At 72.3% G+C, this 23,249-nt stretch carries 22 protein-coding genes; 10 read left to right on the forward strand and 12 right to left on the reverse strand.

Annotation, left to right across the window (positions count from 1 at the left end; genetic code table 11):
- Positions 1-131 precede the first annotated feature (131 nt).
- The gene (locus tag ACLJN9_RS05950) at positions 132-1,103 is read left to right on the forward strand and encodes an alpha/beta hydrolase (protein ID WP_410810050.1); all 972 of its coding nucleotides are present in this window, start codon (positions 132-134) and stop codon (positions 1,101-1,103) included.
- Here the strand turns inward: ACLJN9_RS05950 and ACLJN9_RS05955 are convergent.
- The 7 genes from ACLJN9_RS05955 to ACLJN9_RS05985 form a co-directional block, all read right to left on the reverse strand.
- The gene (locus ACLJN9_RS05955; RefSeq protein WP_410810051.1) at positions 1,021-2,148 is read right to left on the reverse strand and encodes an alanine racemase; all 1,128 of its coding nucleotides are present in this window, start codon (positions 2,146-2,148) and stop codon (positions 1,021-1,023) included. The genes ACLJN9_RS05950 and ACLJN9_RS05955 overlap by 83 nt on opposite strands.
- Positions 2,145-3,740 (reverse strand): IucA/IucC family protein, encoded by a 1,596-nt coding sequence (locus tag ACLJN9_RS05960; RefSeq protein ID WP_410810052.1) that lies wholly within the window; start codon positions 3,738-3,740, stop codon positions 2,145-2,147. Before ACLJN9_RS05960 ends, ACLJN9_RS05955 begins: the two co-directional genes overlap by 4 nt.
- Positions 3,737-5,362 carry an IucA/IucC family protein gene (locus ACLJN9_RS05965; RefSeq protein WP_410810053.1) on the reverse strand — a complete coding sequence of 542 codons (1,626 nt, stop codon included), beginning with the start codon at positions 5,360-5,362 and terminating at the stop codon, positions 3,737-3,739. Before ACLJN9_RS05965 ends, ACLJN9_RS05960 begins: the two co-directional genes overlap by 4 nt.
- Entirely contained in the window at positions 5,359-6,528 is a 1,170-nt protein-coding gene (locus tag ACLJN9_RS05970) for an acetyl-CoA carboxylase biotin carboxylase subunit family protein (RefSeq protein WP_410810211.1), read from the reverse strand. Before ACLJN9_RS05970 ends, ACLJN9_RS05965 begins: the two co-directional genes overlap by 4 nt.
- A gap of 113 nt (positions 6,529-6,641) precedes the next feature.
- A complete protein-coding gene (locus tag ACLJN9_RS05975; RefSeq protein WP_410810212.1) occupies positions 6,642-8,093 on the reverse strand; it encodes an MFS transporter in 1,452 nt (483 codons plus the stop codon).
- Between the two features lie 80 nt (positions 8,094-8,173).
- Entirely contained in the window at positions 8,174-9,433 is a 1,260-nt protein-coding gene (locus ACLJN9_RS05980; protein WP_410810054.1) for an MFS transporter, read from the reverse strand.
- Entirely contained in the window at positions 9,430-10,140 is a 711-nt protein-coding gene (locus tag ACLJN9_RS05985) for a siderophore-interacting protein (protein WP_410810055.1), read from the reverse strand. The genes ACLJN9_RS05980 and ACLJN9_RS05985 overlap by 4 nt, the downstream gene beginning before the upstream one ends.
- Before the next feature lie 122 nt (positions 10,141-10,262).
- Between ACLJN9_RS05985 and ACLJN9_RS05990 the strand changes: the two genes are divergently transcribed.
- The 9 genes from ACLJN9_RS05990 (at position 10,263) to ACLJN9_RS06030 (ending at position 18,071) form a co-directional block, all read left to right on the forward strand.
- Positions 10,263-10,823: a GNAT family N-acetyltransferase gene (locus tag ACLJN9_RS05990; RefSeq protein ID WP_410810056.1), complete on the forward strand. Its 561-nt coding sequence runs from the start codon at positions 10,263-10,265 to the stop codon at positions 10,821-10,823.
- A gap of 247 nt (positions 10,824-11,070) precedes the next feature.
- Positions 11,071-11,256 carry a hypothetical protein gene (locus tag ACLJN9_RS05995; protein ID WP_410810057.1) on the forward strand — a complete coding sequence of 62 codons (186 nt, stop codon included), beginning with the start codon at positions 11,071-11,073 and terminating at the stop codon, positions 11,254-11,256.
- A 145-nt stretch (positions 11,257-11,401) separates the two neighbouring features.
- Entirely contained in the window at positions 11,402-12,190 is a 789-nt protein-coding gene (locus ACLJN9_RS06000; RefSeq protein ID WP_410810058.1) for a hypothetical protein, read from the forward strand.
- A 17-nt stretch (positions 12,191-12,207) separates the two neighbouring features.
- Positions 12,208-12,894 (forward strand): class F sortase, encoded by a 687-nt coding sequence (locus ACLJN9_RS06005; protein ID WP_410810059.1) that lies wholly within the window; start codon positions 12,208-12,210, stop codon positions 12,892-12,894.
- A 63-nt stretch (positions 12,895-12,957) separates the two neighbouring features.
- On the forward strand, positions 12,958-13,575 hold the full coding sequence (gene sigK, locus ACLJN9_RS06010) for an ECF RNA polymerase sigma factor SigK (protein WP_410810060.1): 618 nt from the start codon (positions 12,958-12,960) through the stop codon (positions 13,573-13,575).
- The gene (locus ACLJN9_RS06015; protein WP_410810061.1) at positions 13,572-14,303 is read left to right on the forward strand and encodes an anti-sigma factor domain-containing protein; all 732 of its coding nucleotides are present in this window, start codon (positions 13,572-13,574) and stop codon (positions 14,301-14,303) included. Before sigK ends, ACLJN9_RS06015 begins: the two co-directional genes overlap by 4 nt.
- 133 nt (positions 14,304-14,436) lie before the next feature.
- On the forward strand, positions 14,437-16,110 hold the full coding sequence (locus ACLJN9_RS06020; RefSeq protein ID WP_410810062.1) for a serine/threonine-protein kinase: 1,674 nt from the start codon (positions 14,437-14,439) through the stop codon (positions 16,108-16,110).
- A 107-nt stretch (positions 16,111-16,217) separates the two neighbouring features.
- Positions 16,218-17,018, forward strand: a complete 801-nt coding sequence (locus tag ACLJN9_RS06025) for an SDR family NAD(P)-dependent oxidoreductase (protein ID WP_410810063.1) — start codon at positions 16,218-16,220, stop codon at positions 17,016-17,018.
- Between the two features lie 240 nt (positions 17,019-17,258).
- Complete coding sequence (locus ACLJN9_RS06030; RefSeq protein ID WP_410810064.1) at positions 17,259-18,071, forward strand: SigB/SigF/SigG family RNA polymerase sigma factor; 813 nt, start codon at positions 17,259-17,261, stop codon at positions 18,069-18,071.
- Positions 18,072-18,129: 58 nt separating this feature from the next.
- On the opposite strand, the gene ACLJN9_RS06035 is transcribed toward ACLJN9_RS06030, so the two are convergent.
- From ACLJN9_RS06035 to ACLJN9_RS06055, 5 genes are all read right to left on the reverse strand, one after another.
- Positions 18,130-19,620 (reverse strand): glycoside hydrolase family 130 protein, encoded by a 1,491-nt coding sequence (locus ACLJN9_RS06035; RefSeq protein ID WP_410810065.1) that lies wholly within the window; start codon positions 19,618-19,620, stop codon positions 18,130-18,132.
- Positions 19,617-20,669 (reverse strand): glycosyltransferase, encoded by a 1,053-nt coding sequence (locus tag ACLJN9_RS06040; protein ID WP_410810066.1) that lies wholly within the window; start codon positions 20,667-20,669, stop codon positions 19,617-19,619. Before ACLJN9_RS06040 ends, ACLJN9_RS06035 begins: the two co-directional genes overlap by 4 nt.
- Complete coding sequence (locus tag ACLJN9_RS06045) at positions 20,666-21,802, reverse strand: glycosyltransferase (protein WP_410810067.1); 1,137 nt, start codon at positions 21,800-21,802, stop codon at positions 20,666-20,668. The genes ACLJN9_RS06040 and ACLJN9_RS06045 overlap by 4 nt, the downstream gene beginning before the upstream one ends.
- A gap of 112 nt (positions 21,803-21,914) precedes the next feature.
- Entirely contained in the window at positions 21,915-22,919 is a 1,005-nt protein-coding gene (locus tag ACLJN9_RS06050; protein WP_410810068.1) for a glycosyltransferase family 4 protein, read from the reverse strand.
- Positions 22,916-23,089 carry a hypothetical protein gene (locus tag ACLJN9_RS06055; protein WP_410810069.1) on the reverse strand — a complete coding sequence of 58 codons (174 nt, stop codon included), beginning with the start codon at positions 23,087-23,089 and terminating at the stop codon, positions 22,916-22,918. Before ACLJN9_RS06055 ends, ACLJN9_RS06050 begins: the two co-directional genes overlap by 4 nt.
- Positions 23,090-23,249 lie beyond the last annotated feature (160 nt).

Consider the following 23,249-nt stretch of genomic DNA (forward strand, 5'->3'; position numbering starts at 1 on the left):
CCAGGACAAACGGTCCCGCCACCCGGTCGGGTGGTGGTCGGCCGCACGATCTCGCTTGGGGGCTCGGTGGCCCAGGACCGCTCCCGCTCGGGTGCACGGCCCACCGCCCGCGACGCGTAGGCTGAGTCGCCGTGGAATTCGGGCTGGTTCATCTCACTGATCCCCGTCTCTGCGGCCTGGTCGAGGAGTCACGCGCCTTCTACGCCAAACGGGTCGCGGGTCGCGGTCCGCGCAGTCTCGAAGAGCTGCTGGCGATCCGGGCCCTGGCGGTCGCGCCCGTCCCGTCGTACCCGCCCCCGGTCGTCGAGGTTGTGCGCGTCGCTGGCCGCAGCGTCCCGGTGCGGATCCACCTGCCGGCGAGCGGCGAGGTGGCCGGTGTCTTCCTGGAGATCCACGGTGGCGGTTTCTACCTGGGTTCGGCGGCCGGAAGCGACGTCCGCAACCGGAACCTCGCCGATGCTCTCGGGCTCGCTGTCGTCAGCGTGGACTACCGACTGGCGCCCGAACACCCCTGGCCTGCCGCACCCGATGACTGCGAGACCGCCGCGCTCTGGCTCGCCGACCACGCCGGACACCGCTTCGGCACGACCACGCTCTCCATCGGTGGCTTCTCGGCCGGCGCGACCCTGGCGATGACCACGCTGCTGCGGCTGCGCGATCGGGGAATCACGGCGTACGGTGCCGCCGTGTTGCAGTTCGGGACCTACGACCTCAGCGCGCAGACTCCGGCCGGCCGTCTGATCGCCGACGAGTACTTCCTCGACGCCTACGCCGGGTCCGTCGAGGACCGCACCCACCCGGATCTCTCGCCGATCTACGCCGACGTCACGGGCCTACCGCCGGTGCTCGTCGTCGTCGGGGCCGACGACGTCCTGCTCGACGACAATCTGGCGATGGCCGGGCGACTCTCGGCGGCCGGTGTCGACGTCGACCTCCGGGTCTACCCCGCCTCACCGCACGGGTTCACCGGCCATCCGACGCCCATGGCGAGAGCCGCGCTGGACGACATCGAGAGCTGGCTCAGGCCCAGTCGGCAGCCAGCTTCTGCGGGTCACCGGTCCGGAACAGTGGCGGCTCGTGCAGCAGGAAGTCGCGGTGGCTGATGTTCCAGGCGTACGCCCCGGCCATCGCGAAGGCCAGCACGTCTCCCACGCCGATCGGCCCGGCGGTGGCCGAGTGGGACAGCACGTCCTTCGGGGTGCAGAGCTGCCCGACCACGGTGACCGGCCCTCCGTCGGTTCGCGGGCCGTCGGCCTGCCGTCGCCGGTGCACGGTGAACGGCTGCGGGTGCCCCTTCGCCGCGGGTGTCCGCAGGTGGTGGGTGCCGCCGGCCACCACCACGAACCACTCGCCGTAGGAGCGCTTCACGTCGACCACCTGGGCGAGGTACGCCCCGCAGTAGGCGGTGACCGACCGGCCCGGCTCGATGCGCAGTCGCAGGTGCGGGTACGCGTCGAGAATCTTGCCCAGCGACCGGCCGTAACCCGCCCAGTCGAACAGTGCAGTGGGGTCGGCGTAGTCGACGGCCATGCCCCCGCCGACGTCCACCTCGGCGGCACCGACCTCGGCGACGGACCAGCGGACCACGGCGGCGGCGACCTCGCCGGCGAGGGGAGCGTCCAGTCCGCTGGCCAGGTGCGCGTGGACTCCGCGTACCTCGATGCCGGCGGGCGGACGTCGCGCACACTCCACCGCGTCGGCCGGGTCCATGCCGAACGGGCTGGGTCCGCCACCCATCACGAGGCTCGCGCCGGGGGCGGCCACCGGCAGGTTCACCCGCAGCAGCACCTGGGCCGGCCTGCCGGAGGCGGCGGCCAGCGCACCGAGACGCCGTAGCTCGGCCGGGGACTCGACATGGATTCGGTGCGTCCCGGCGGCGAGGGCGGCGGCGAGGTCCTCGTCGGTCTTGCCCGGGCCGGCGTACGCGGCCGGCTCCCGCCCCGGCAGGACCTCGTCCAGTCTCCGCAGCTCACCCCGGCTGGCGGCCTCGAACCCGTCGACGACCGGGGCGAGCGTCCGCAGCACACCCGGATCCGGGTTCGCCTTGACCGCGTAGAGCACCTCGACCCGCCGCGGGAGTACCGCCCGGATGGTCCGGGCGTGCGCGGCCAGCCCGTCGAGGTCGTGGACGTAGACCGGTCGGGTCATCGTGGCCCGCCCATCGGGTTCGGCACCGGCACGAACGGCGCGGCGCGGTCGGCGTCCCGGTGCCACCGCACCAGCAGGTTCGCCTTGGCCACCAACGGTTCCCCGCTCAGCAGCGTCCGCAGCTCGGACGGATCACCGAGATCGGCGGCCACCGCCGCGACGACCGCGCGCAGCTCCCGCCACAGCCGCCGCTCGATACCCGGCCGCGCGTCGGCGAGGGCACCGCAGACGCCAGCCAAATGGTTGACGAAGAGGCAGTAGACGATCCGGCGGCGGGCCGCCGCCGGACCGTAGCCGGCCTGCGGGGGGACGCCGTCGGGCCAGGTGGGCCACCGGTCGGTGTCCAGCTTCACCCCCTCCAGGTCCCGCAGCAGCATCCGTACCGGGTGGCGCTCCCGGTCGAGCACCACGACCACGTTCTGCAGGTGTGCCTCGTGCACGACGCCGTGGCTGAGCCAGCACCGCAGCACCGCCGGCACGAGCAGGCCGACGTACGCCCGCCACCAGGCCACCGGTTCCGGTACGGCCAGGGGCGAGGCGGCCAGCGCCGCCGCCAGGATCGGGGTGTCCCCGGGGCGCAGGTGTGGGCGCAGACCGGTGCGCAGGATCGTCCCGTACGCCTCGTCCGCGCCCGGGACGTCGACCGTGCGATAGGCGGGCTCGGCCAGCAGGCCGACCCCGGCCGGCATCGGAACCCCGGCCAGCAGGTCGGTCAGGGCGACCGCGCCGCTGAGTTCGTACCGCGCGTTCTTGCGCAGGCAGTTGGTGATCCGTACGTGCAGGCTGGTCTTGACGAAGAGGTCGGCGTCGGGGGCGTAGAGGGTACGTACGCTCGCCGTCGGGCGGACCGGCACACCGGCCGCACCCAGGTGTCGCAGCCGTGGGTACGCGGGCGGAATCAGCGTGAGCTGCCAGGGGTGCACCGGCAGCACCCGGTGCCCGGCCGGCGGGCGCGGCGGGTCGAGGCCGGCGATCAGCGGGTCGAACGGCCCGGCGTCGGCGACCAGGTCGTCCGGCACGGCGAGCCAGTGCAGTCGGAACGCGGTACGCAGCTCCGGCGCGTACCCCCGCCAGGTGTCCGGATCACCGCTGCGCCACTTCGGCGCGGGATGGTGCGGATGGCCGAAGAGCAGCGACTGTTCGGAGTCCACGTACGCGTCGATGGCCGGCTCGCCGGTCGGGGTGGGGTCCTCCGTCGGGCGTTCGGCGAGCAGCCGCGTCACCGTGTCGCGGCTGGCCCGGACCTGCCCGACGAACTCGTCGTTGGCCAGGCCGGTACGGGCGGCCAGTTCCGCCGCGACCAGGTCGGCCAGCCCGTCCGCGTCCAGGTCCTCCCACCGACCGTCGGTTCTCCGCTGCACCGGCCCGTCGTAGCGGTGCGCGCCCAGCGGTGATGCTCGCGCGACCGCGCAGCGCAGCGTCACGTCGAGGTGCCTCAGCAGCAGGCGCGCCGCACCGCCGGCCACGGTCGTGTCGCCGTCGGGTAGGGCGATCTCGCGCAGCAGGCAGCCGAACACGGCGTGCGCGGCGGCCAGGTCGGCGAGCTGACCGGTGTCGGTGCCCGGCCGGGAGCGCAGCTGGGCGCTCGTCATCGTGTCTCCTGAAGGTAGTTCGGGCCGGTGCGCCGGTAGTACTTGTTGATGTCGGCGCAGCCCAACCGCTGTTTGGGCAGCAGGGTGCCGGCGGTGAGCATCGCCTTGATGGGCAGTCGGGACGCCTGCAGGACGCGCTCGGTGAAGGACCGCGCCGCCGATCCGCCGCCCCAACGGTCGCGGGCCGCGGCCAACCGGGGCATCAGGGCGGCGGCCGGCGACGGCACGGACATTCCTCGGGCCGCCAGGGCGATCAGGGGCGCCGCCGCGGCCAGGTGCAGGGTGATGGTGATGAACACGTCGGCGAGCTCCTGCGGGTCGCGCGCCCACATCCGGTCGTCCCGCAGCGCGAGCCCGCCGGGACCGCCGTGCCGGACGTCGAGCCGAGCGCCGTCGTTGTCCTTGTAGAGCAGGCCGACCGTTGCGTCGGGATGCACCAGCAGGTGGATGTTCTGCGGATGAGCCTCCAGGGCCACCCCGTGGCGGAGCCAGAGACAGACGTGCCAGTCGAGCAGCAGGTCCAGGTAGGACTCGAACAGCGCTTCGGGCCGCCCGGCGCCGATTCGTTCGAGGACGGTGCCCGCGACCGGATCCGGTGCGGCGAGGGCCGCGACCGGCACCACGTGGACGCCGGCCAGGTCGGACGGAAACCGGCGCAGCAGGAAACTCCGGCGCTCGTCGCCGTCGACATGGGCGTAGGTGCTCTCGTCCGCGTGCCGGATCCGACCGGCGAAGCCCGGCTCTGCGGCGACGATCCGGTCCAGCAGGCCGGCGACCGCCGCGCCGTCGGCGAGCGAGCCCGGCTGCAGTGTCCGCCGGTTGCGGGCGCCGAGGCTCGCGGTCGGCAGCGGCAACTTCAGATGGACGTACGGGTCGTGCTCCAGCGCCACCGTCCGCATGGAGAGGGTGGGGCGCGCGGAGAACGCCGGCACGTCCGCCACCGGGAGCGCATCGCGCGCCGCGAGAAGCGGGTGCACCGGCATCAACAGCTGGTCCGGGTGCTGCGCTCGCGGCCACCACGACGGCAGGTCACCGGTGAGAAGGACCTTCCCGGCGGGAGCGGCGAACCAGCTCAGCGGGAAGCGCGGCGCGTGCTCCGGGCCGTAGCGGAGCAACTCCTCGTCGCTGAGCCCCGGCCGGGAGCGGTCGGTGGGATAGACCGGGTGACCCTGGTGCGCGGCCAGCACGTCGTCCAGGAGTGCCCCCGGCAGCCCGGTGGGACTGATCGCGCGTTCGGCGGCCACCGTGGCGAGGACGTGTGGACGGGCGGCAGCGGCGAGGCGCCGCGCCCGCAGGTCTGCTCGGCACTCGGCGGCGAACTCGCGCCAGCCCGCCTCGGCCTCGGGGTCTCCGTGCGGAGCCAGAACCGTCAGGAGTCCGTCCACGCTCTCGGTTCGATGGGTGTCGGAGTCCACGACGACGTGCAGCATCGGTGCGGCGGTGCGCAGGGCCTGCTGGAAGCCGTCCGCGCGGACCGGAATCCGCAGCAGCCCCGCGCGGTGCGGCACCTCCCACCAGTCGGGGCCGTCCGGCCGGCCCCGACTGAGCATACCGAGGTGGTCCTCACGCAGCAGGGCGTCGAGCACCCGGACGAACACGTCCCGCTCGGAGTCGTCGCTCACTCGACGATCGTCCACCGTAGGCCCTCGCGGAAGGCGGCCAGGGATGCCCGGACGGAGTCCTGGTCGGGGCCGATCGCGTGCAGCGCCGCGAGGTAGTCGCGGTTCGTGCCGGTGTGGTCGGCGATCCTGCCCACCTCCCGCAGGGGTCGACAGCCCAGCCGGACCTCGCCGAAGACCGTGTCCAGCGGCCCGGGTGCGGCGGCGAGCCGGCCGGGACGGTCCGCGCAGACGTACTCGACCCGGGCGTGCCGGTCCACGGCGGCGGGCAGGCCGAGGGCGGCCAGCGGCTCGCCGAGGTGCAGCCGGAGAACGTACTCGAACAGCGGCACTCCGAGCAGGTCGGCGAGGATCAGGTCCATCCGGTCGCCGATGAGGCGGTAGTTCACCTCGATCAGCCGGACCCGGTCTTTCTGGACGACGTACTCGGTGTGGCAGGCGCCGAGACCGACACCGAGAGCGGCCAGATACACCCGTAGTTGGGCGTCGACGTGCTTGGGAGGGGGTGACCAGTCGAGGCACTCCTCGGTGAAGGTCGGTGGCGGGCCGAGACGGGTGCGCCACCCGCCGAGGACGGCCAGCGTCGTACCGTCGCCCAGGGTGTCGAATGTTCCCAGCTCTCCGGTGAGGTACTCCTCGACGACCAGTGCCGCCTCCGGCCGCCGGTCGCGGATGTCGGCGATCCGGTTGGTCAGGTCCCGGTGGTCCGCCACCAGGTAGGCGTCCTCGCTGGCCACCCCCTCGCGGGGCTTGACGACCGCCGGGAACATCTCGGCCGGCACCGCGGGTGCGGCACCAGGGTCGACGGTGACGGTACGGACCAGGTCGAGCCCGGCAGCAGTGATCGCCCGGCGGGTCGCGGCCTTGTCCTTGCAGAGACGGGCGGCTTCGGGATCCTTGCCGGGCAGGCCGAGCTTGCGGGCGGCGATCGCGGTGACCTCCTGAAGGTGGTCGCTGTTGGACAGTAGAGCCGCCGGCTGGTCCCCCGCTGTCGCCGCTACCACCGCTGCCGCGTCCCGGATGGCACAGCGCACCGCCGGCACGTGGGCCGGCCACTGCTCGGGCCGGTCGGTCAGCACGGTGACCGGCAGTCCGAGCGAGGCCGCCGCGGGCAGGAAGCCCTCCAGGACGGCGTCGGTGGGGTTGAGCGCGGTCAGATAGAGCCGCATGAGGCCTCCGTCATCGGCGACGATCGTCACGATTAGGATAGCCTATCCTTATTGTCCGATCGTGGGTAGCTCGATGTGAAATGTCGGAGCTTTTCCACGCGGCGGCGCCTACGCTACGACCCCGTGCGCTGTGCTCGGTGCAGCAGCCCGGCGGCGACCAGGCCGCCGAGGAGCACGGCCGCGGCGCCCACCGTCTGCCCGGTCTCCAACGCCGAGGCGAAGGCGACGGTGACAGCCTCCCGCTCCGGCCCCTCGCCGGCGGCGGCGAGTGCCACGGGGAACGATCCGGCGCCGGCCAGGGTGGCGGGCAGCAGTGCGGCGAACCGGGCGTTCAACACGGCGCCCAGCACGGCGATGCCGAGGCTGCTGCCGACCTCGGTCATGGTGCCGTCGACACCGGCGCCGGCGCCGGCCTTCTCCGCTGGGATCGCGCTCATCACCGCCTCCACGATCGCCGGGTTGGCCAGTGCGCAGCCGACGCCCATGACCAGCAGCCCCGCCAGCAGCACCCAGTAGGCGTCGGAGGGAACGAGGGTGATCACCGCGAGACCACCCGCGAGCAGCGTCATGCCGATGGCGATGGCGCCCGCCAGGCCGAGTCGACGGATCAGAGTCGCGGCGACCCCGCTGACGTTGAGCAGCACGATGGACAGCGCGAAGGGCGCCATCCGCAGACCGGCCTCCCAGGCGGGATAGCCGCGGACGAACTGCAAATGCTGGGTGAGCAGGAACAGCGCGCCGGTCGCGCCGAACGTGATCAGGACGACCCCGGAGATCGCGCCGACGAAACGCCGGTCCCGGAAGAAGTGCATGTCCAGCATCGGGTGGGAGACCCGCCGCTCCCAGCTGACGAAGAGCCCGAGCAGGACCACGCCGACGACTGCCACGGCGAGCACGTCGGCCGACGCCCACCCCCGCTCCGGCCCGGAGATGATCGCCCAGACGACCGCGGTCAGGCCGGCGGTGGAGAGCGCCGCGCCCACCACGTCGAGACGGCCACCGGCCGGGTGACGGGACTCGGGTATCAACGCGCGGCCGGCGAGCAGGCAGACCAGCACGATGGGGACGTTCATCAGGAAGATGGCACCCCACGGCAGGTGAGCGAGAATGGTGCCGCCGATCGGTGGTCCGACGGCGAAGCCCAACGCGCTGGTGGCGGCCCAGATGCCGATCGCCCGGGACCGCTCGGTGGCGTCGAAGACCTGCATCGCCACCGCGAGCGTCGAGGTGACCAGCAGCGCACCACCGATGCCCATCCCAGCCCGTGCGGCGATCAGGTGCTCGCTGGTGGTGGCGAGCCCGGCGGCCAGTGAGCCGAATCCGAACAGGACGAGCCCGACGAGCAGCATCCGGCGTCGCCCGTATCGGTCGGCGGCGCTGCCGGCGGTGAGCAGCAGGCCCGACAGCACCAGCGCGTACGCGTTGATCATCCATTGCACGTCGACGGTGCTGGCCCCCAACTCGGTGGTCAGCACCGGCACCGCCACGGTCAGCACCGTGTTGTCCAGCACCACGACGAGTTGGGCGACGCAGAGCACCGCCAGGATCAGCCACCGGTGGGGCAGTCGGCTGGACGCGGTGGCGACGACGGCCGGTTGAACCGTCGGGTGGGTCCCGACGGCCGCGCCGCGTCCGCCCCCGCGGGTCACGCCACGGCCTTCACATCGTGCGGCGACCGGCGCTCACCGGCCGGCCCGGGCACGGAGGCGGGGGTGCGGGGAAACCGCCGCTGATGTGCGAGGCCGAGGGCGACCCCGGCGGCCACCAGCACGATGGCGGAGACCGCGACCGCCGGGTAGCCGATCCGGTCGGCAGCCGCCAGGCCGATGGAGGCGGCGACGAACGAGCAGACCAGCCCGAAGGACGACAGGACGGTGAAGTCGGTGCCGCCGGTGCCCGGTCGCGAATAGTCCATGTTGACCGTATAGAGCACGACGTTGGCAATCGTGTAGGCCACCATGAAGCAGCAGAGCGCGACGACGGTCCCGCCCAGCGGCGCGCGGCCGTTCATCAACGGCAGCAGCATCATCGTCGACAGTGCGAGGGCCACACCGCCGGCCACCAGCACTCCCCCGCGCCCGAACCGCCCGATCCCGAGCCCGGCCACCAGACCCGCCACGATGGCCGGCGCGCTGGTCACGACGCCCGTCACGACGCCGATCCGGCCCAACGACCACCCCGCGTCGACCAGGGCCGGTGTCACCAGCGCGTACGCCATGCCAGCGCCCACGTAGACCAGCGGCACCACACCGAAGGTCCACCACCGGCACCCGGGCTGACCGAACACGGACAGCAACGCCCGGTAGGCGGCGCCGACCCGGGCCACCCGATCGGTACGGGCCGGCTCCCGGAAACGCCACACCACCAGCAGGCCGACCGCCGTCAACGCGGCCAGCAGGCCGATCGCCGACACCCAGCCGAACCGGTCGTAGACCAGGACGCAGACGCCGCCGCCGAGCAGGTTGCCGAGATAACTCGCGGCCACCTGGATGCCGTTGCCGGTCCCCCGATCAGAGTCGGTGAGCGTCCGGACGGCGACCGCGTCCACGGCGATGTCCTGCGTGGCCGAGAAGAAGACGTATGCGGCGCAGATGGCGATGACCGGGCCGAGCGCCTCGGCCGGACGGGAGAACGGCAGCAGCGCCAGCAGGGCGAGCACCAGAGCGGTCTGGAGTACGAGCAGCCAGGACCGGTAGTGACCGCGGTGGCGGGAGCCGTACCGGTCGAGGATCGGTGCCCAGAGGAACTTGATCGGCCAGATCAGACCGACGATCTGCAGCAGCGCCAGGGTGTCCAGCGAGGTGCCGCCGTCGCGCAGGATGGCGGTCAGCCCGACGGTGATGAAGCCGATGCCGAGGTACTGGGTGACGTACAGCGCGCTCAAGGTGCCGAGCCGACCCCTCATGCCGCTCTCCAGTAACCCAGCGAGGTCAGCTGGCCCTTGTCGACGCCCAGCGTCCGGCGGATGTGCCGGATGATGCCGCGGGTGCTGGCCGCCTCGCAGGCCACCCAGTAGTGGGCGGTGTCGCTGGCGGGCAGGGCCGCGCAGACCGTGTCGACCAGGTGTTGTCCGGCGTCGCGTCGGGGCACCCAGGTGACGTCGTGGTGCGATCGGGCCCGCGGCGTGAGCGCCTTCTCGCCCTCGTGGGCGTACTCCAGCCACACCGTGGCCGGGATGTCGGCGCCGGCGTCGAGCAGGCTGTTCACCGCGGGCAGCGACGCCGCGTCGCCGACAAGATAGAGGTGCTCGGGCGCCGGGTCGGGCAGGTGGTAGGCACTGCCCTGGACGGTGGCGCTGATGGTGTCGCCGACCTGGGTGGTGGCGGCCCAGCGGGCGGCGCAGCCGTCGTGGATGGCGAATTCGAGGCTGAACCGACCGGTGGCCGGGTCGGGGTCCACCAGTGTGTACGCGCGCTGGTGCGCCCGGCCGTCGTTGTCGAACCACAGCCGGATCCACATGGTGGGGTGAACCTCGCACGCCTCCAGCAGGCCGCCGCCGTCCAGGAGCAGCCGCTGGTAGTGCCCGTCGACCGACTCGGTACTCAGCACGGTCAACCGGAAGTCCCGGCCTCCCATGGCCTTGAGGACCAGGGCCTCCCAGTTCCGTTTCACGCACCCCTCCAGGTAAGGTCTGCCTTTGGTTAGGGGAGGGTAACCTAAGTTCAGCGCTCGACGGAACGCGCATCCTCCTCGCTCGACCCACTCACCACCGCGCAGCGAAGGACGGGCGCCACATGACGTACCAGGAGAAGATCGCGGGCCTCGGCGAGTTGACCCTGCTGACCGTGGAACCCGACCGGCACGCCGAGCTGCTGCACAGTTGGGTGACCCAGCCTCGCAACTCCTTCTGGGGAATGGGGTCACACACCCTGGAACAGGTACGCGAGATCTACGCGTTCGTCGACGGTCTGCCGACGCACCACGCGTACCTCATCCTGATCGACGCGGAGCCGGTCGGCCTGTTCCAGAGCTATCAACCCGAGGCGGACCCGGTCGGCGAGCGCTACTCCGTCCAGCAGGGCGACATCGGTATGCACCTCCTGCTCAGCCCCGACCGTCGCCTCGCCCGAGGTCTCACCACCGCCGTCGGCCCGGCCCTCGCCCGCTTCCTGTTCCGTGATCCCGCCGCCCAGCGGATCGTGGTCGAGCCGGACGTCCGCAACCACCTCGCGCTGCGCCGGCTGGAGATCGAGGGCTTCACCTTCGCGTCCGAGATCGACATGCCGGAGAAGCGCGCCCAACTGGCGTTCCTGACCCGCACCCGGTTCGAGTCGGACCACCCGACGTCGGCCTGAACGCCACGCGCTGCCACCCGCCTCGGTCAGCACGCCGGGCGTGGTGCGCGCGCGAGCGGCACGCGACGGTGACGCATGACGGTCGACGTGGCCGGGTATGGTGCGGGGTGTCGGTGTCACCGGGCGCTCGCCCGTGATCGGGACACCACGCTCCGGCGCCAGTGTGAGCGCCGGCTCATCGCGAGGTTGTGCGGCAGGAGTTGCCGCAGGCCCGGACGCGCCCCTCTGCTCAGGACAGGACTTCCGCATGACATCGAACAACAACGATCGACCGGTGTTGTTTCTCGCCACCGCGACCGCCGACGGGCTCGATGACCCGGGCATGCTCGTCGACGGCAGCGAGGAGGCCATGCGGCGACTGCGCCACCCGTTCGCGGTGCAGGGGTCCCGGCCGACAACGCAGGACGGCGACAACCGGGATCAGCGCGACTGATCCGCCGCGGCGGCTCAGCACCACGCTCCCGGGCGAGAACCGCCCGGAAAGAAATCCGGTCCAGCACCAATCCGGCGGGCGGCAGGCGACGAATCCCTCACGACAGCACACCATGACGCCGTACCGGCGGAGACGGAGATTTGTCGTGAGATTGTCCCGAGCCCTGCTCGCCGTGCCCGCGGCCGCGCTGATCCTCGCGTTTCCGGGCGTCGCACACGCCGACGAGAGCGTGCAGGTCCAGTTGCAGGACCTCAACGAAACCGGCGCCACCGGGACCGCGACGCTGACCGCGACGAACGGCGGCGACCTGAAGGTCATGATCCGGTCGAAGGGCATGACGCCTAACTCGCCGCACGCCCAGCACGTCCACGGCGCGGCCAACGGCATGGACTTCCACTGCCCGGACAAGTCCGCCGACACCAACGGCAACGGCTACGTCAGCACCGAAGAGGGCCTGCCGATGTACGGCGACATCTTCATCTCGCTGACCACCACCGGCGACACCACCAAGGCCAGCGGGCTCGCGGTGGACCGGATGCCGAAGGCCGACGCCAAGGGCAACCTCAGCTACGAGCGCACCATCCCGGCCGCCGATCTGCCCAAGGGCACCATCGAGCACCTGAAGGACCTGCACCTCGTGCAGCACGGCATCGACGCCAACAAGAACGGCAAGTACGACATGGAGGCGCTCGGCGAGTCGACGTTCGCCAAGTCCATCGGTGTCAACGGCATCCCCGCCGAGGCCACCGACCCCGCGACGTGCGGCATGGTCAGCGGCGCGGCTGCCGGCTCCGTACCCGCCGGCGGTGTCGCCACCGGTGACGGCAGCACCTCCGGTGGATCGCCGATGATGATGTACACCGTGGGTGGCATCGCGCTGCTCGGTGCCGCCGGTGCGGTTGTCGCGCGACGCCGGTTCGCCGGCGAGCGCTGAGCCGGAAGCATTTCGTGATGGACACCGGCGACGCACCACAGCCGGCCGGCCGCCGCCGGGGGCGTTACACGCTCCTGGCGGTGGCCGGCATCCTCACCGTGACCGCGGCCGTAGCGATCGGTGCCGCCGTCGCGAGCCAACAGGACGATCCGCCCAGCCCGCGCGCGTCGGCGGCGGCACCGCCCGCGAACGCCTCCCCGGTCCCGGCCACCCGGCCGGGTGAACTGACCGCCGGCCCGCTGATGGCCAGTTCACCCCCGGTGCGGGTGTCGATCCCGTCGCTGAAGGCCACCGCGACAACGGTCGCCCTCGGCCTGCAGCCCGACGGTGCCATGCAGGTGCCGGACAGCGCCACCGATGTCGGCTGGTTCACGAAGGCCCCGATGCCCGGCGCACTCGGCCCGGCCGTGCTGGCCGGGCACGTCAACTGGAAGGGCCGCAAGGGGACGTTCTTCGACCTTGGCAAGCTGACCCCCGGCGCCGGGATCACGGTCGACCGCAAGGACGGCAGCACCGCCACGTTCACCGTCACCAAGGTCGAGCAGTATCCCAAGGACCACTTCCCCACCGACGAGGTGTACGGGGCCACCGACCACGCCGCGCTGCGTCTGATCACCTGCGGCGGCGAGTTCGACAACGCCACGCAGCACTATCGCGACAATGTCATCGTCTACGCACGCCTCGCTCACGCGCACTCCGCCTGAAGCGCGAGGTCGCCCAGGGCGGCACAGCCGACCGTCAGCAGCACCGGAAAGGACAGGCCGAGGATGAGCGGTGAGGGGGAACAGGCGCGGCGCCTGCGGTCGGTACCGCAGGAAGCCGTGGGTCCGCCGGACGCCGATGAGCTGCTGTCCCGGGTGGCGCGGGGTGACGAGGCGGCTTTCACGGCGCTCTACGACGCCGTGGCGGGCAAGGTCCTCGGGCTGGCCCGCCGGGTGGTGCGGGATCCGGCGCAGGCGGAGGAGGTGACGCAGGAGGTGATGGTCGAGGTGTGGCGTACCGCCGGCCGCTTCGACGCCGGACGCGGCTCAGCCTCGGCGTGGATCCTGACGATGGCGCACCGCCGGGCCGTGGACAGGGTGCGCTCCGAGCAGGCCCACACCAACCGCGCGTGGCAGGTCGCCGCGACCGAGTCGCAGATCCCGTACGACGAGGTGGTCGAGGACGTCACCGCCCGGTTGGAGCGGGAGCAGGTCCGTCGGTGCCTGGGACGGTTGACGCCGGTGCAGCGCGAGTCGGTGACCCTGGCCTACTACGGCGGCCACACCTACCGTGAGGTCGCGGAACGGCTGAAAACCCCGTTACCGACGGTGAAGACGCGGATGCGTGACGGACTGATCCGGATGCGGGACTGCCTGGGGATCGAACTGGAGGGGCGGGCATGAGCGGCGACATCCACACCCTCGCTGGCGCGTACGCCCTCGACGCGGTCGACGACCTCGAGGGCGCCGCGTTCGAGCGGCACCTGTCCGAGTGCGAACCGTGCCGCCAGGAGGTGGCCGAACTGCGTGAGACGGCCGCCCGGCTCGCCGACGACACCGTCGTCGAGGCCACCCCTCCCGGGTTGCGGGAGCGGACCCTGGCACAGGTGGCCCGGACCCCGCAGCTCCATGTCCGTGTCGGTGGCGCCAACGCCCGGCCGAAGGCGGGACGATGGCGGCAGTTCGCCGCTGCCGCTGCCGCGGCCGTCGTCGTCGCGGGCGGCGCGAGCGCCCTCACCTGGTCGGTGGGCAACGACCGGATCAGCGACGAGCAGGCCAGCAGCACCCAGGCTCGGCAGATCGCCGCCGTGCTGGACGCCCAGGACGCCCGGGTCTTCGAGACGCCACTGCAACCCGGGGGGGCCGCGACGGTGGTGGTGTCCCGGGACCGGGACCGGGGCGTGGTGCTGCTGCGCGATCTGCCCGAGCCCGGCCCCGGGCGGATCTACGAGCTGTGGCTCATCCGCACCGGCGAGCCGGCCCGCTCGGTCGGGCGGCTCGACGAGGGTGCCAGGGCGTCGACCACGGTGATCGGTCCGGTTGCCGCCGCCGGCACGTTCGGGGTGTCCAACGAACCCGCGGGCGGCTCCGTCGCCCCCACGCGGATCCTGGGCACCGTGCAGCTGAGCTGATCCGAGCTGCGCCGGGGCCGGCCACGGGACATCCGTCGGCCGGCCCCGGCCTGTGCACTGCCCGTTGCCCGGTCCGCCACGTGCGGTTGTCCACTCGACCCATCCGGGCGGGCTTCCGCTCCGAATCACCCACATGAAGGACGACCTGCTCGCTGGCCGGTACCGCCGGCTACTGCTGATCGGGGACACCGCGACCCCGGGGCGTGTCTGGCTCGCTCGCGACGAGGTGCTCGATCGGCACGTCGCGCTCAAGCAGATCGCCGTACCAGGCTGGCTGAGTACCGCCGAGCGGGCGCGGTTGCAGGACCGCACGCTCGGCGAGGTCCGCGGCCTGGCCGGCCTGGATCATCCGGGCGTCGTCGGCATGTGGGACGTGGTGAGCGCGGACGGCCATCTGTGGCTCGTCATGGAACACGTACCCTCCCGGCCCCTGTCCGAGGTGATCGACGCGGGCGGGCCGCTGGAACCCGCCGAGGTGGCCCGGGTGGGCCTGCACCTGCTCGCCGCCCTGAGAGCCGCGCACTCGGCCGGGGTGGTGCACGGGGAGATCCGTCCGCAGAATGTCCTGCTCGCCGACGATGGCCGGATCATGCTCGGCGGATTCGGGTTGTCGATCTTCGACAGTCGGGACCCCGCGACCGTCGCCGACGCGACCCTGTCGACGATCCAGTACCGTGCGCCGGAACAATCCCGCGACGGTAGATCCTCTCCCGCCAGCGACCTCTGGGCCCTCGGCGCGACGCTCTACGTGGCCGCGGAGGGCCGGCCGCCGTGGAACCGTCCGACGACTCTGGCCACCCTCGCCGCCCTCGCCACCGAGTCTCCCGATCCCATGGACGCCAAACTCCTCGAACCGACGGTCACCGGTCTCCTGCTCCGAAACCCTCGCCAGCGGCTGACGGTTGAGGAGGCGCGGGGCCAACTCGAGACACTGGCCGCCTCGAGCGTCTCCACCGAGGCTCCAGGGCGGCCGCGAAGCCGACGGTGGTGGCGCGCGCCCGTTGGCCCGCACCTCAGGAAACGGGCCAGCGCGCCGCCTCCGCCGGTCACGGTTGACGACGACGCGGTCGACACCACGGCCATCACGGTAAAAGCGGTCAAGGCGCCGGCGACCCGCGATCGCACCGGGTGGGCGTTCGCCGGCGCGGTGCTGGGGCTGCTGTCGGTGGTGGGCGTCGTGGTCGCGGTGGGCGGCACCGTGATCGCCGGCCTGCAGGGACAGAGCGGCGAGCCGACGCCCGCTCCGGGCGGCGTGGCGGCCGGTGTCACGGAGTCCGCGGCGGCGCCGCAGCCTGCGCACCTCTGCCTGGGTGACACCGGCGAGGATGAGCCGTTGCAGCAGGCCACCGCGCCACCGCCGTACGCCCTGCCGGACGGGTGGCTGTGGCACCAGGACGAGGCTGGCTTCCTGCTGGCAGTGCCGTCCGGGTGGACCCGACACGTCGATGGCGGGGCGATCTGCTTCCGGGACCCCGTCGAGTTGCGGGCGATCGCCGTCGACCCCGCCACCGAGGCCAGCGCCGTGCCGTCGACACGCTGGCAGGCTGCGGAGCGAGAGCTGGTGAGCTCCGGTGAGCTTCCCGGCTACAAGAAGGTCAGCATCGGTCCGGTCATCCGCCCGGGTGGCGCCGCCGAATGGGAGTACACCTTCAACCAAACCGACGGGGAGCGGCTGCACGCCCGGCGTCTGCTCATCAACGAGAACAAGACCCGCGCCTACAGCCTGTCCTGGATCACCCGCGACAGCCAGTGGGCACCGCAGGAGCCGAGCCAGCGACTCACCTTCGCGAGCTTCCGCCTCGACTGACGGGCTGCCGGAGTTTGCCCGACTCGGGCTGTTGGGTAGGAGCGCCACGGTTACGGTCGAGGTCGCTCCCCCACCCGGAGTGGCCCGGGGCACCCCGAAAGGCGGACATGACGGTGCAGATCGATCTCACGGGCAGGACCGCCCTGGTCACCGGTTCGACCCAGGGGATCGGCGCGGCCATCGCCGTCACGCTCGCCCGTGCCGGGGCGCGGGTGGCGATCAACGGTCGAACCGCCGCCGGTGTGCAGCAGGCGGCGGCGGCCCTGCGGAGCGAGGTCCCGGGCGCCGACATCGTCGAGGTCGACGCCGACGTGTCGAGCGACGAGGGCACGGCGCGGATCCTCGATCTGCTACCCACCGTCGACATCCTGATCAACAATCTCGGCATCTTCGGCCCCACACCGGCACTGGAGATCTCCGACGACGAGTGGCGTCGCTACTTCGAGGTGAACGTGCTGGCCGGCGTGCGGCTGACCCGGGCCTACCTGCCCGCGATGATGGAACGCGGCTGGGGGCGGGTGCAGTACATTGCCAGCGATTCGGCGGTCGTGATCCCGGCCGAGATGATCCACTACGGCGTCTCCAAGACGGCCCTGCTCGGCGTCTCGCGCGGCTTCGCGAAGGCTGCCGCCGGCACCGGCGTGACGGTCAACTCGGTGCTCGCCGGGCCGACCCACACCGGGGGCGTCGAGGACTTCGTCACCGAACTCGTGGGCGACGACCTGCCGTGGGATGAGGCGCAGCGGAAGTTCATGCGACTGCACCGGCCGCAGTCCCTGCTCCAGCGGCTGATCGAGCCCGAGGAGATCGCCAACATGGTCACCTATCTCGCATCCCCGCTCGCCTCCGCCACCACCGGCGCCGCCGTACGGGTCGACGGCGGCTACGTCGACGCGATCCTCCCCTAGGGCCCGCCGACGGCGGCGATTTACCGAACATCGCCCCAGACAGCATCATCCTTTCGGCTAGTAATATTTCAAACCTTCGGGTAGCGTTCGCGCCATCACCTGAACGACATGACACGGGGCGAGGCCCGCGGTTGTGGCTCTTGCGACAGCGCACCCCGCCCGTACGTGCGCCCCGGCGTCAGCCGGTTCGGAGAAGCTTCCGGTCGACCCGGTCGACGGGCACGCACGGGAGGACCACCCATGGTCACCACCTTCGAACCGACGACCGCCACCAGCGTCAGCCCGCGCAGCAGCGCACAGCGCACCGCCCGCGCAGACGAACTGATGGCCGAGCTGGCCGCCACCCCCGTCGACGACCCTCGCCGGTCGGCGCTGCGGGAACGCACCATCGAGGCGTGGTTGCCACTCGCCCGCCACCTGGCGCGCCGCTACGCCGGGCGGGGCGCCTCGGACGAGGACCTGACCCAGACCGCCGCGGTCGGGCTCATCAAGGCCGTCGACCACTTCGACGCCAGCCGTGGCGTCGACTTCAGCGGCTACGCCATCCCGACCATCATCGGCGAGATCAAGCGGTACTTCCGGGACCGCACCTGGGCCGTGCGGGTGCCGCGTCGCCTGCAGGAGCTGCGCCTGTCGATCAGCGCGGCGAACAGCAGCCTGACCCACACCCTGGGCCGCTCGCCGACCGTGGCCGACATCGCGACGTACCTTGACCTGTCGGAGGAAGCCATCCTCGAGGGACTGGAGGGGGCCCGGGCCTACCGGGCAACCTCCCTGTCCACTCCCACCGGCGCCGACGGCACCATGGAGCTCGGCGACACCCTCGGCGTAACCGACCACGAATTCGACGTCGTCGAGATCCGCGTCGCCCTCGGTCCGGCACTCGCCACCCTGCCGGAACGCGAGCGCAAGATCCTGAGCCTGCGCTTCCACGGCAACCTGACCCAGGCCCAGATCGCCGACCAGATCGGCGTCTCCCAGATGCACGTCTCCCGGCTCATCACCCGGGCGCTGGCCACGTTGCGCCACCACCTCTCCGAGGACCTCGCCTGAGACCACCGCACCATCCACGGGCCGTCGCTCGGCAGCACCACCCGAGCGACGGCCGCGCTCACCCCGTCCGTGCGCCCGGCGACGGTGACTCCACCATCGCGTCGATGAGGGCGGCCACCGGCACGGTGGCGAAACCGACCCGCGCGTCGCTGGCCCCGTACGGCAACCACAGCTCGCCGGCGTGGACGAGACCGCCGCAGGAGTAGACGACGTTGGGCACGTACCCGTTACGGTCGGTCTCGTCGGGCGCCAGGAGCGCGCCGGGGAGCCGCGCGACGACACGCTCCGGTCGGTGCAGGTCGAGCAGGAGCGCGCCGATGGCGTACCGACGCATCGGGCCGACACCGTGGGTGAGGACGAGCCAGCCGGCGTCGGTCTCGACGGGAGATCCGCAGTTGCCGACCTGGATCAGCTCCCAGCTGTCGCGGGGGGCGTGCAGCGGCACCGGGGTCTGCCACCGGTTCTCGCCGTCCAGGCAGGTCAGACCGATGGTCTCTCCGTCGGCCCGGCACAGTGCCAGGTGTCGGCCGCCGACGGTACGGGGAAACAGCGCGACCCCCTTGTTGCGGGCGCCCGGCCCGCGCATCGGGGTTGTCTCGAAGTGGCGCAGGTCGGTGCTGGCGAGTGCGCGGGTGGCGATGCTCCGCCCGTCGTAGGCGGTGTAGGTGGCTCGGTACACCGGGCCGGACTCGTCCACGAATTTGACGAACCGTGCGTCCTCCATGCCGTTGCTCTCGGCCGGGGTGGCCGGCCAGAGCACCCGTTCGTGCAGGGCCGTCCCGGCGGAGAAACTCGTGCCGTAGCTGCCGGCGTTGGTGCGACGCAGTTGTTCGAGGGTGCGAATCCCGGTGCTGCGGGAGAGCAGGTCCGGTGGCAGGCTGCCGAGCACCTGCTCGAAGGTGGCCTCGTCGTAGCGGTCGGGCAGGGCGTCCAGGACGGTGGCGGTCACCTCGTTGTCGCAGTCCTCCTCGGCCAGACCGGCGGCGAGCAGGTCCCGACGGTGCCGTACGCCCATCCGCTGTCCGACGGCCAGGGCGCCGGACCGGTCGGCGACGGTGAGCTGGTGCCCGGGTCCGAGGACCGCGGCGGCGAACCCGATGGACGACACATGGCCCTCGCCGATCTGACGCAGGCTGACCGCGACGCGCAGCTGCCCGGCGTCCAGGTCGGACTGGTCGGGGTGCTCCACCATCGACGGGTTGCACAGGGCGGCGGATTCGACGGCGTACTCGTGGCTGAAGTAGGCGCCGACGAGGAGTCGGCTGGCGGGAGAGAGGTCCCGCGCCCGGGCGGCGCGGTGCCGGACGAGGTCGTAGTGGTGCTGGAACGTGCCCGCCAGGTCACGGTGCCGGGGGCCGAAGCGGTCGAGGGTGTCCCCCAGCAACCGGCGGGTCTCCTCGTCGTCGAGGTGCGCGACGCGGTCGATGAGCGCCCGTGCGCGCGTGCGGACCACTGCGGCGTCCTCACCCGGGACGAAGAGCTTGACGATGACCCGGCGTGGATCCGGGTTCAGGGTGACGGCCTGCCGGACGGCGAGGTCCCCGGTCACGACCACCGCCGGGCGTGCTGCAGGGTGGAGATGAGCGCGAGGGTGGATTCCGCGCCCTGGTTGAGGTTGGGTCCGTGCGCGGTCAGCCCGTCGTAGCCACCGCCGGTCGCCGGATCCCACATCGGTGTGCCGAGGTCGTTGTCGCCGAGGAACCACCCGACCGCCTGCCGTGTCCCGTCCTCCCAGGCGGGATCACCGGTGACCGTGGCGGCGGTGGCACAGGCGTCGGCGAGGGCGGCCACCTCGATCGGCTGCTGGTCGTGGTGGAGTCGTACCGCGCCGTGCCGCCAACCCTTGACGGGCACGACCGACAGCCGTCCGTCGCGGAGTTGGACGGCGCGCAGCCAGGTCAGCATCCGCAGACCGTCGTCGAGGGGCGGGCCGCCGTGGCGCAGCTGGCTGGCGGCGATGACCACCTCGGCGAGGGCCGCGTTGGCGTAGGTCAGCCGCTCCCGTGGCCAGGGCCACCGCGGGTCGGATCCGGGGGTGCCGACCGTACCGGCCGCGTCCGTCAGCAGCGCGGCCGCGGCGACGTGGCCCGGGTGTCGGCGCAGCACCTCGGCCGCGCCGAGCCCGGCGAAGGCCATCGCGTGCGGGGCCGGGGAGCGCCGCGTGGCGCCCCGGCTGAAGGCGACCAGGGCCTCCTCGCGTATCCAGGTGGCGGGGCTACGGGCGACGGCCGTGCCCAACCCCCACAGCGCCCGGCCCCACCAGTCGCCGAGCCCCGGCTCGTCGGTCCACCGCCGGTCGAAGCCGAGCCGGTTGTGGAAGGCGCCGCCGTCGTCCTGCGCGTGGGTCAGGAAGGCGAGGTAGCGCTCGGCGAGCCGGAGCACCCCCTCGGTCGGCTCCGGCTCGCGGCTGGTGACGACCAGACCGCGGGCCACGTCGTCGGTGCAGTAGCCGTGCTCGCGGCGGACGATGGCGTGCCGCGCATGCTCGAACAGGCCGGTGTCGTCGCTCAGTCGGGTCAGGTGCGCGAAGCTCGGGGCGGGCGCCGTCACCCAGCGCTGAACGACCGGCGCCGACAGACGGTCGGTGGTCGCGGTCATACCGACGCCGCGCTGACGGCGGCCGGACGGGCCTCGGTGAGCCCCTCGGCGAGAGCACCGTAGCGGGCTGCCACCGCCGGCCAGCGCAGGTGGGCGGCCAACGGCCGGACGCGGCCGGCCAGTCGGGTGGTCAGACCCGGCTCGGTCAGGATCCGCCGGATCGCCACGGCCAGCGCCGCCGGATTCTGATGGGGTACGACCAGGCCGGGTCCGCCGGTGAGCAGCTCGACAGCGTGCGGGAACGCCGTGGCCACGACGGGCACCCCGGCGGCCACCGCCTCGATGAGCACACCGGAGGTGACCTGTTCGCGGGAGTCGTAGGGCAGGACGACCACGTCGGCGGAGCGGATCAACCGGCCGAGTGACTCCTGGTCGTTGTAGACGTCCTGGAAGTCCACGGAGTGCGCGACGCCCAGCTGGGCACCGAGCTGGTGCAGGCCCGCCCGGTACGCCTCGCCGTGCTGCTCGATCACCTTCGGGTGGGTGCGGCCGGCGACGGTGTAGGTGGGTGCCGGTTCCAGGTCCTGCAACCGCGCGAGGGCCCGCAACGACCACTCGATGCCCTTGCCGGGGCCGATCAATCCCCAGGTCAGCAGGTGTGGGCGGGTACGACGTGCGACGGGTACGCCGACGTGGTCGACGGCGCCGTGCGGGATGACCGTCACCTTGTCCGGGGTCACGGCGTACCCGACGAGCAGCCGGTCGCGGGCGGTTTCGGTCATCGTGACGACCGCCCCGGCGGTGGCGACGATCTGCTCCAGCAGAGACTTCTGCCGGGCGGAGGGATGGCGGAGCACGGTGTGCAGGACCACGATGCTCGGCACGGTGAGCCGGCGCAGCAACGGCAGGACGTCCTCGCCGTCCGTGCCGGGGTAGATGCCGTACTCGTGCTGCACGATGGCCACGTCGAAGGTGTTCAGCGCGGCGGCGGCGTCCCGCCAGCCGGCCGGGGTTCGCGCCGACCAGGTGTGCACGACCCCGGGGCCGGGCCGCTGGTCATCGCCGTGGTCGGTGACCCGCACGATGCCGCCACGCGTGCCGTCGGCGGTGAGCTGGGCGGCGAGGGCGGAGTTGAAGGTGGCCAGTCCGCACCGGGTCGGTGGGTGGGTGCTGAGAAATCCGTAGCTGGGCATGGGTGTCGGGCCTTCCGGTTGTCGGCCGCCCCCGGAGTACGGGGGCGAACCTCACGCGGTGACGGCGCACGCCGGCCAGCGTGTGTGGCCGGCGGAACGGATGTGGAACCGATCAGCGGTGGATGAGCTTGTCGTAGACGCGGAGATAGTCGCTGACCATCCGGTCGGCGCTGAACCGCTGCTGGGCCCGCGCCCGGCAGTCGGCCCGGTCGAGCCCGGCGACCTGGGCGACCGCGTCGACGGCCTCCTCGACGGTGTGCACGAGAAGACCGGTCACCCCTTCGTCGACGACCTCCGGCATGGAGCCCCGCGCGTACGCGACGACCGGCGTGCCGCACACCATTGATTCAACGACCGACAGCCCGAATGGCTCGTCGAAGGCGATCGGGTGCAGCAGGGCCGTGCTGGCGCCCAGCACCTCCGCACGTCGTCGGGGGCCGACCGACCCGAGGAAGACGACCCGGTCGCCGTCGATGTGCGGGGCCACCTGTTCGGCGAAGTACCGCTCGTCCTGCACGATGCCGCAGATGGTCAACGGCCGTCCGGCGAGGCGGGCGATCTCGATGGCGGTGTGGGTGCCCTTGTCGGGATGGATCCGGCCGAAGACGGCCAGCCCGGGGCCGGCACTACTCGTGAACGGCAGCCCGGCGAGGTCGACGCCGTGGTGCACGGTGGCGACGTAGTCGAGCTCCGCACTCCGGTCGGCATCGGAGATCGACACGTAGGACGAGCGGGCCCGGGCGTACGCGGGCAGGATCCCCGCGCCGGAGAAGCCGTGGACGGTGGTGAGCAGCGGAGCGTCGCAGTGGTCGGCGAAGGCCAGCGGCAGCCAGTCGAGGTGGCTGTGCACCAGGTCGAACTCCGCCGAGCGGGCCATCGCGTGGGAGACGTGCATCGCCTCCCAGACCCGCCCGTCCATGTCGGGGGCGTCGGCGTACCCCCGGGGGCAGACGCCGTCGAGGCGCGCGGAGGTCACGGAGTCCAGCGTGGCGAAGAGGGTCACGTCCACGCCGCGGGTGGCCAGCCCTTCGGCGAGCAGGCCGGTCACCTGCTCCCAGGGGCCGTAGTGCTGCGGTGGTGTGCGCCAGGCGACCGGGCCGAGCAGCGCCACCCTCACGGGGACGGCGCGTCGACGAGTTCGGCCGGATCGAGGTGCAGGGTGGCGAGCAGCCCGGAGTGTTTGGCCGGGTCGACCCGCTCGGGCAGCTCGCGCTCGACCCAGTCGGCCCTGGCCTGCTGGCCCCGTTCGCGAAGTGCGCTGACGATCTTGTCTCGGGCGATCCTCATCTGGTGCTCCCTGGTTGAGCCGCCCGCAACGGTGGTGCCCGCGGACGGCGGCGTGAACACGGCTCGGATCCCATCACCCGCCATCACACGAACCCGGATGTGGTGACCGACAGATCCGCCTGGCGGGACGTGAGCGGCGATCAACGGGGCCGACAGGCAC

This window comes from Micromonospora sp. 067-2, assembly GCF_046549295.1.
In the GTDB taxonomy this organism is placed as follows: Bacteria; Actinomycetota; Actinomycetes; order Mycobacteriales; family Micromonosporaceae; genus Micromonospora.

Bases quoted from the DNA above. Each gene is read 5' to 3' on its own strand.
- ACLJN9_RS05955 (WP_410810051.1), bottom strand. From the start codon at position 2,148: ATGACCCGACCGGTCTACGTCCACGACCTCGACGGGCTGGCCGCGCAC.
- ACLJN9_RS05960 (WP_410810052.1), bottom strand. From the start codon at position 3,740: ATGACGAGCGCCCAGCTGCGCTCCCGGCCGGGCACCGACACCGGTCAG.
- ACLJN9_RS05970 (WP_410810211.1), bottom strand. From the start codon at position 6,528: ATGCGGCTCTATCTGACCGCGCTCAACCCCACCGACGCCGTCCTGGAG.
- ACLJN9_RS05980 (WP_410810054.1), bottom strand. From the start codon at position 9,433: ATGAGGGGTCGGCTCGGCACCTTGAGCGCGCTGTACGTCACCCAGTAC.
- ACLJN9_RS05990 (WP_410810056.1), top strand. From the start codon at position 10,263: ATGACGTACCAGGAGAAGATCGCGGGCCTCGGCGAGTTGACCCTGCTG.
- ACLJN9_RS05995 (WP_410810057.1), top strand. From the start codon at position 11,071: ATGACATCGAACAACAACGATCGACCGGTGTTGTTTCTCGCCACCGCG.
- ACLJN9_RS06005 (WP_410810059.1), top strand. From the start codon at position 12,208: ATGGACACCGGCGACGCACCACAGCCGGCCGGCCGCCGCCGGGGGCGT.
- sigK (WP_410810060.1), top strand. From the start codon at position 12,958: ATGAGCGGTGAGGGGGAACAGGCGCGGCGCCTGCGGTCGGTACCGCAG.
- ACLJN9_RS06015 (WP_410810061.1), top strand. From the start codon at position 13,572: ATGAGCGGCGACATCCACACCCTCGCTGGCGCGTACGCCCTCGACGCG.
- ACLJN9_RS06020 (WP_410810062.1), top strand. From the start codon at position 14,437: ATGAAGGACGACCTGCTCGCTGGCCGGTACCGCCGGCTACTGCTGATC.
- ACLJN9_RS06025 (WP_410810063.1), top strand. From the start codon at position 16,218: ATGACGGTGCAGATCGATCTCACGGGCAGGACCGCCCTGGTCACCGGT.
- ACLJN9_RS06030 (WP_410810064.1), top strand. From the start codon at position 17,259: ATGGTCACCACCTTCGAACCGACGACCGCCACCAGCGTCAGCCCGCGC.
- ACLJN9_RS06040 (WP_410810066.1), bottom strand. From the start codon at position 20,669: ATGACCGCGACCACCGACCGTCTGTCGGCGCCGGTCGTTCAGCGCTGG.
- ACLJN9_RS06045 (WP_410810067.1), bottom strand. From the start codon at position 21,802: ATGCCCAGCTACGGATTTCTCAGCACCCACCCACCGACCCGGTGCGGA.
- ACLJN9_RS06055 (WP_410810069.1), bottom strand. From the start codon at position 23,089: ATGAGGATCGCCCGAGACAAGATCGTCAGCGCACTTCGCGAACGGGGC.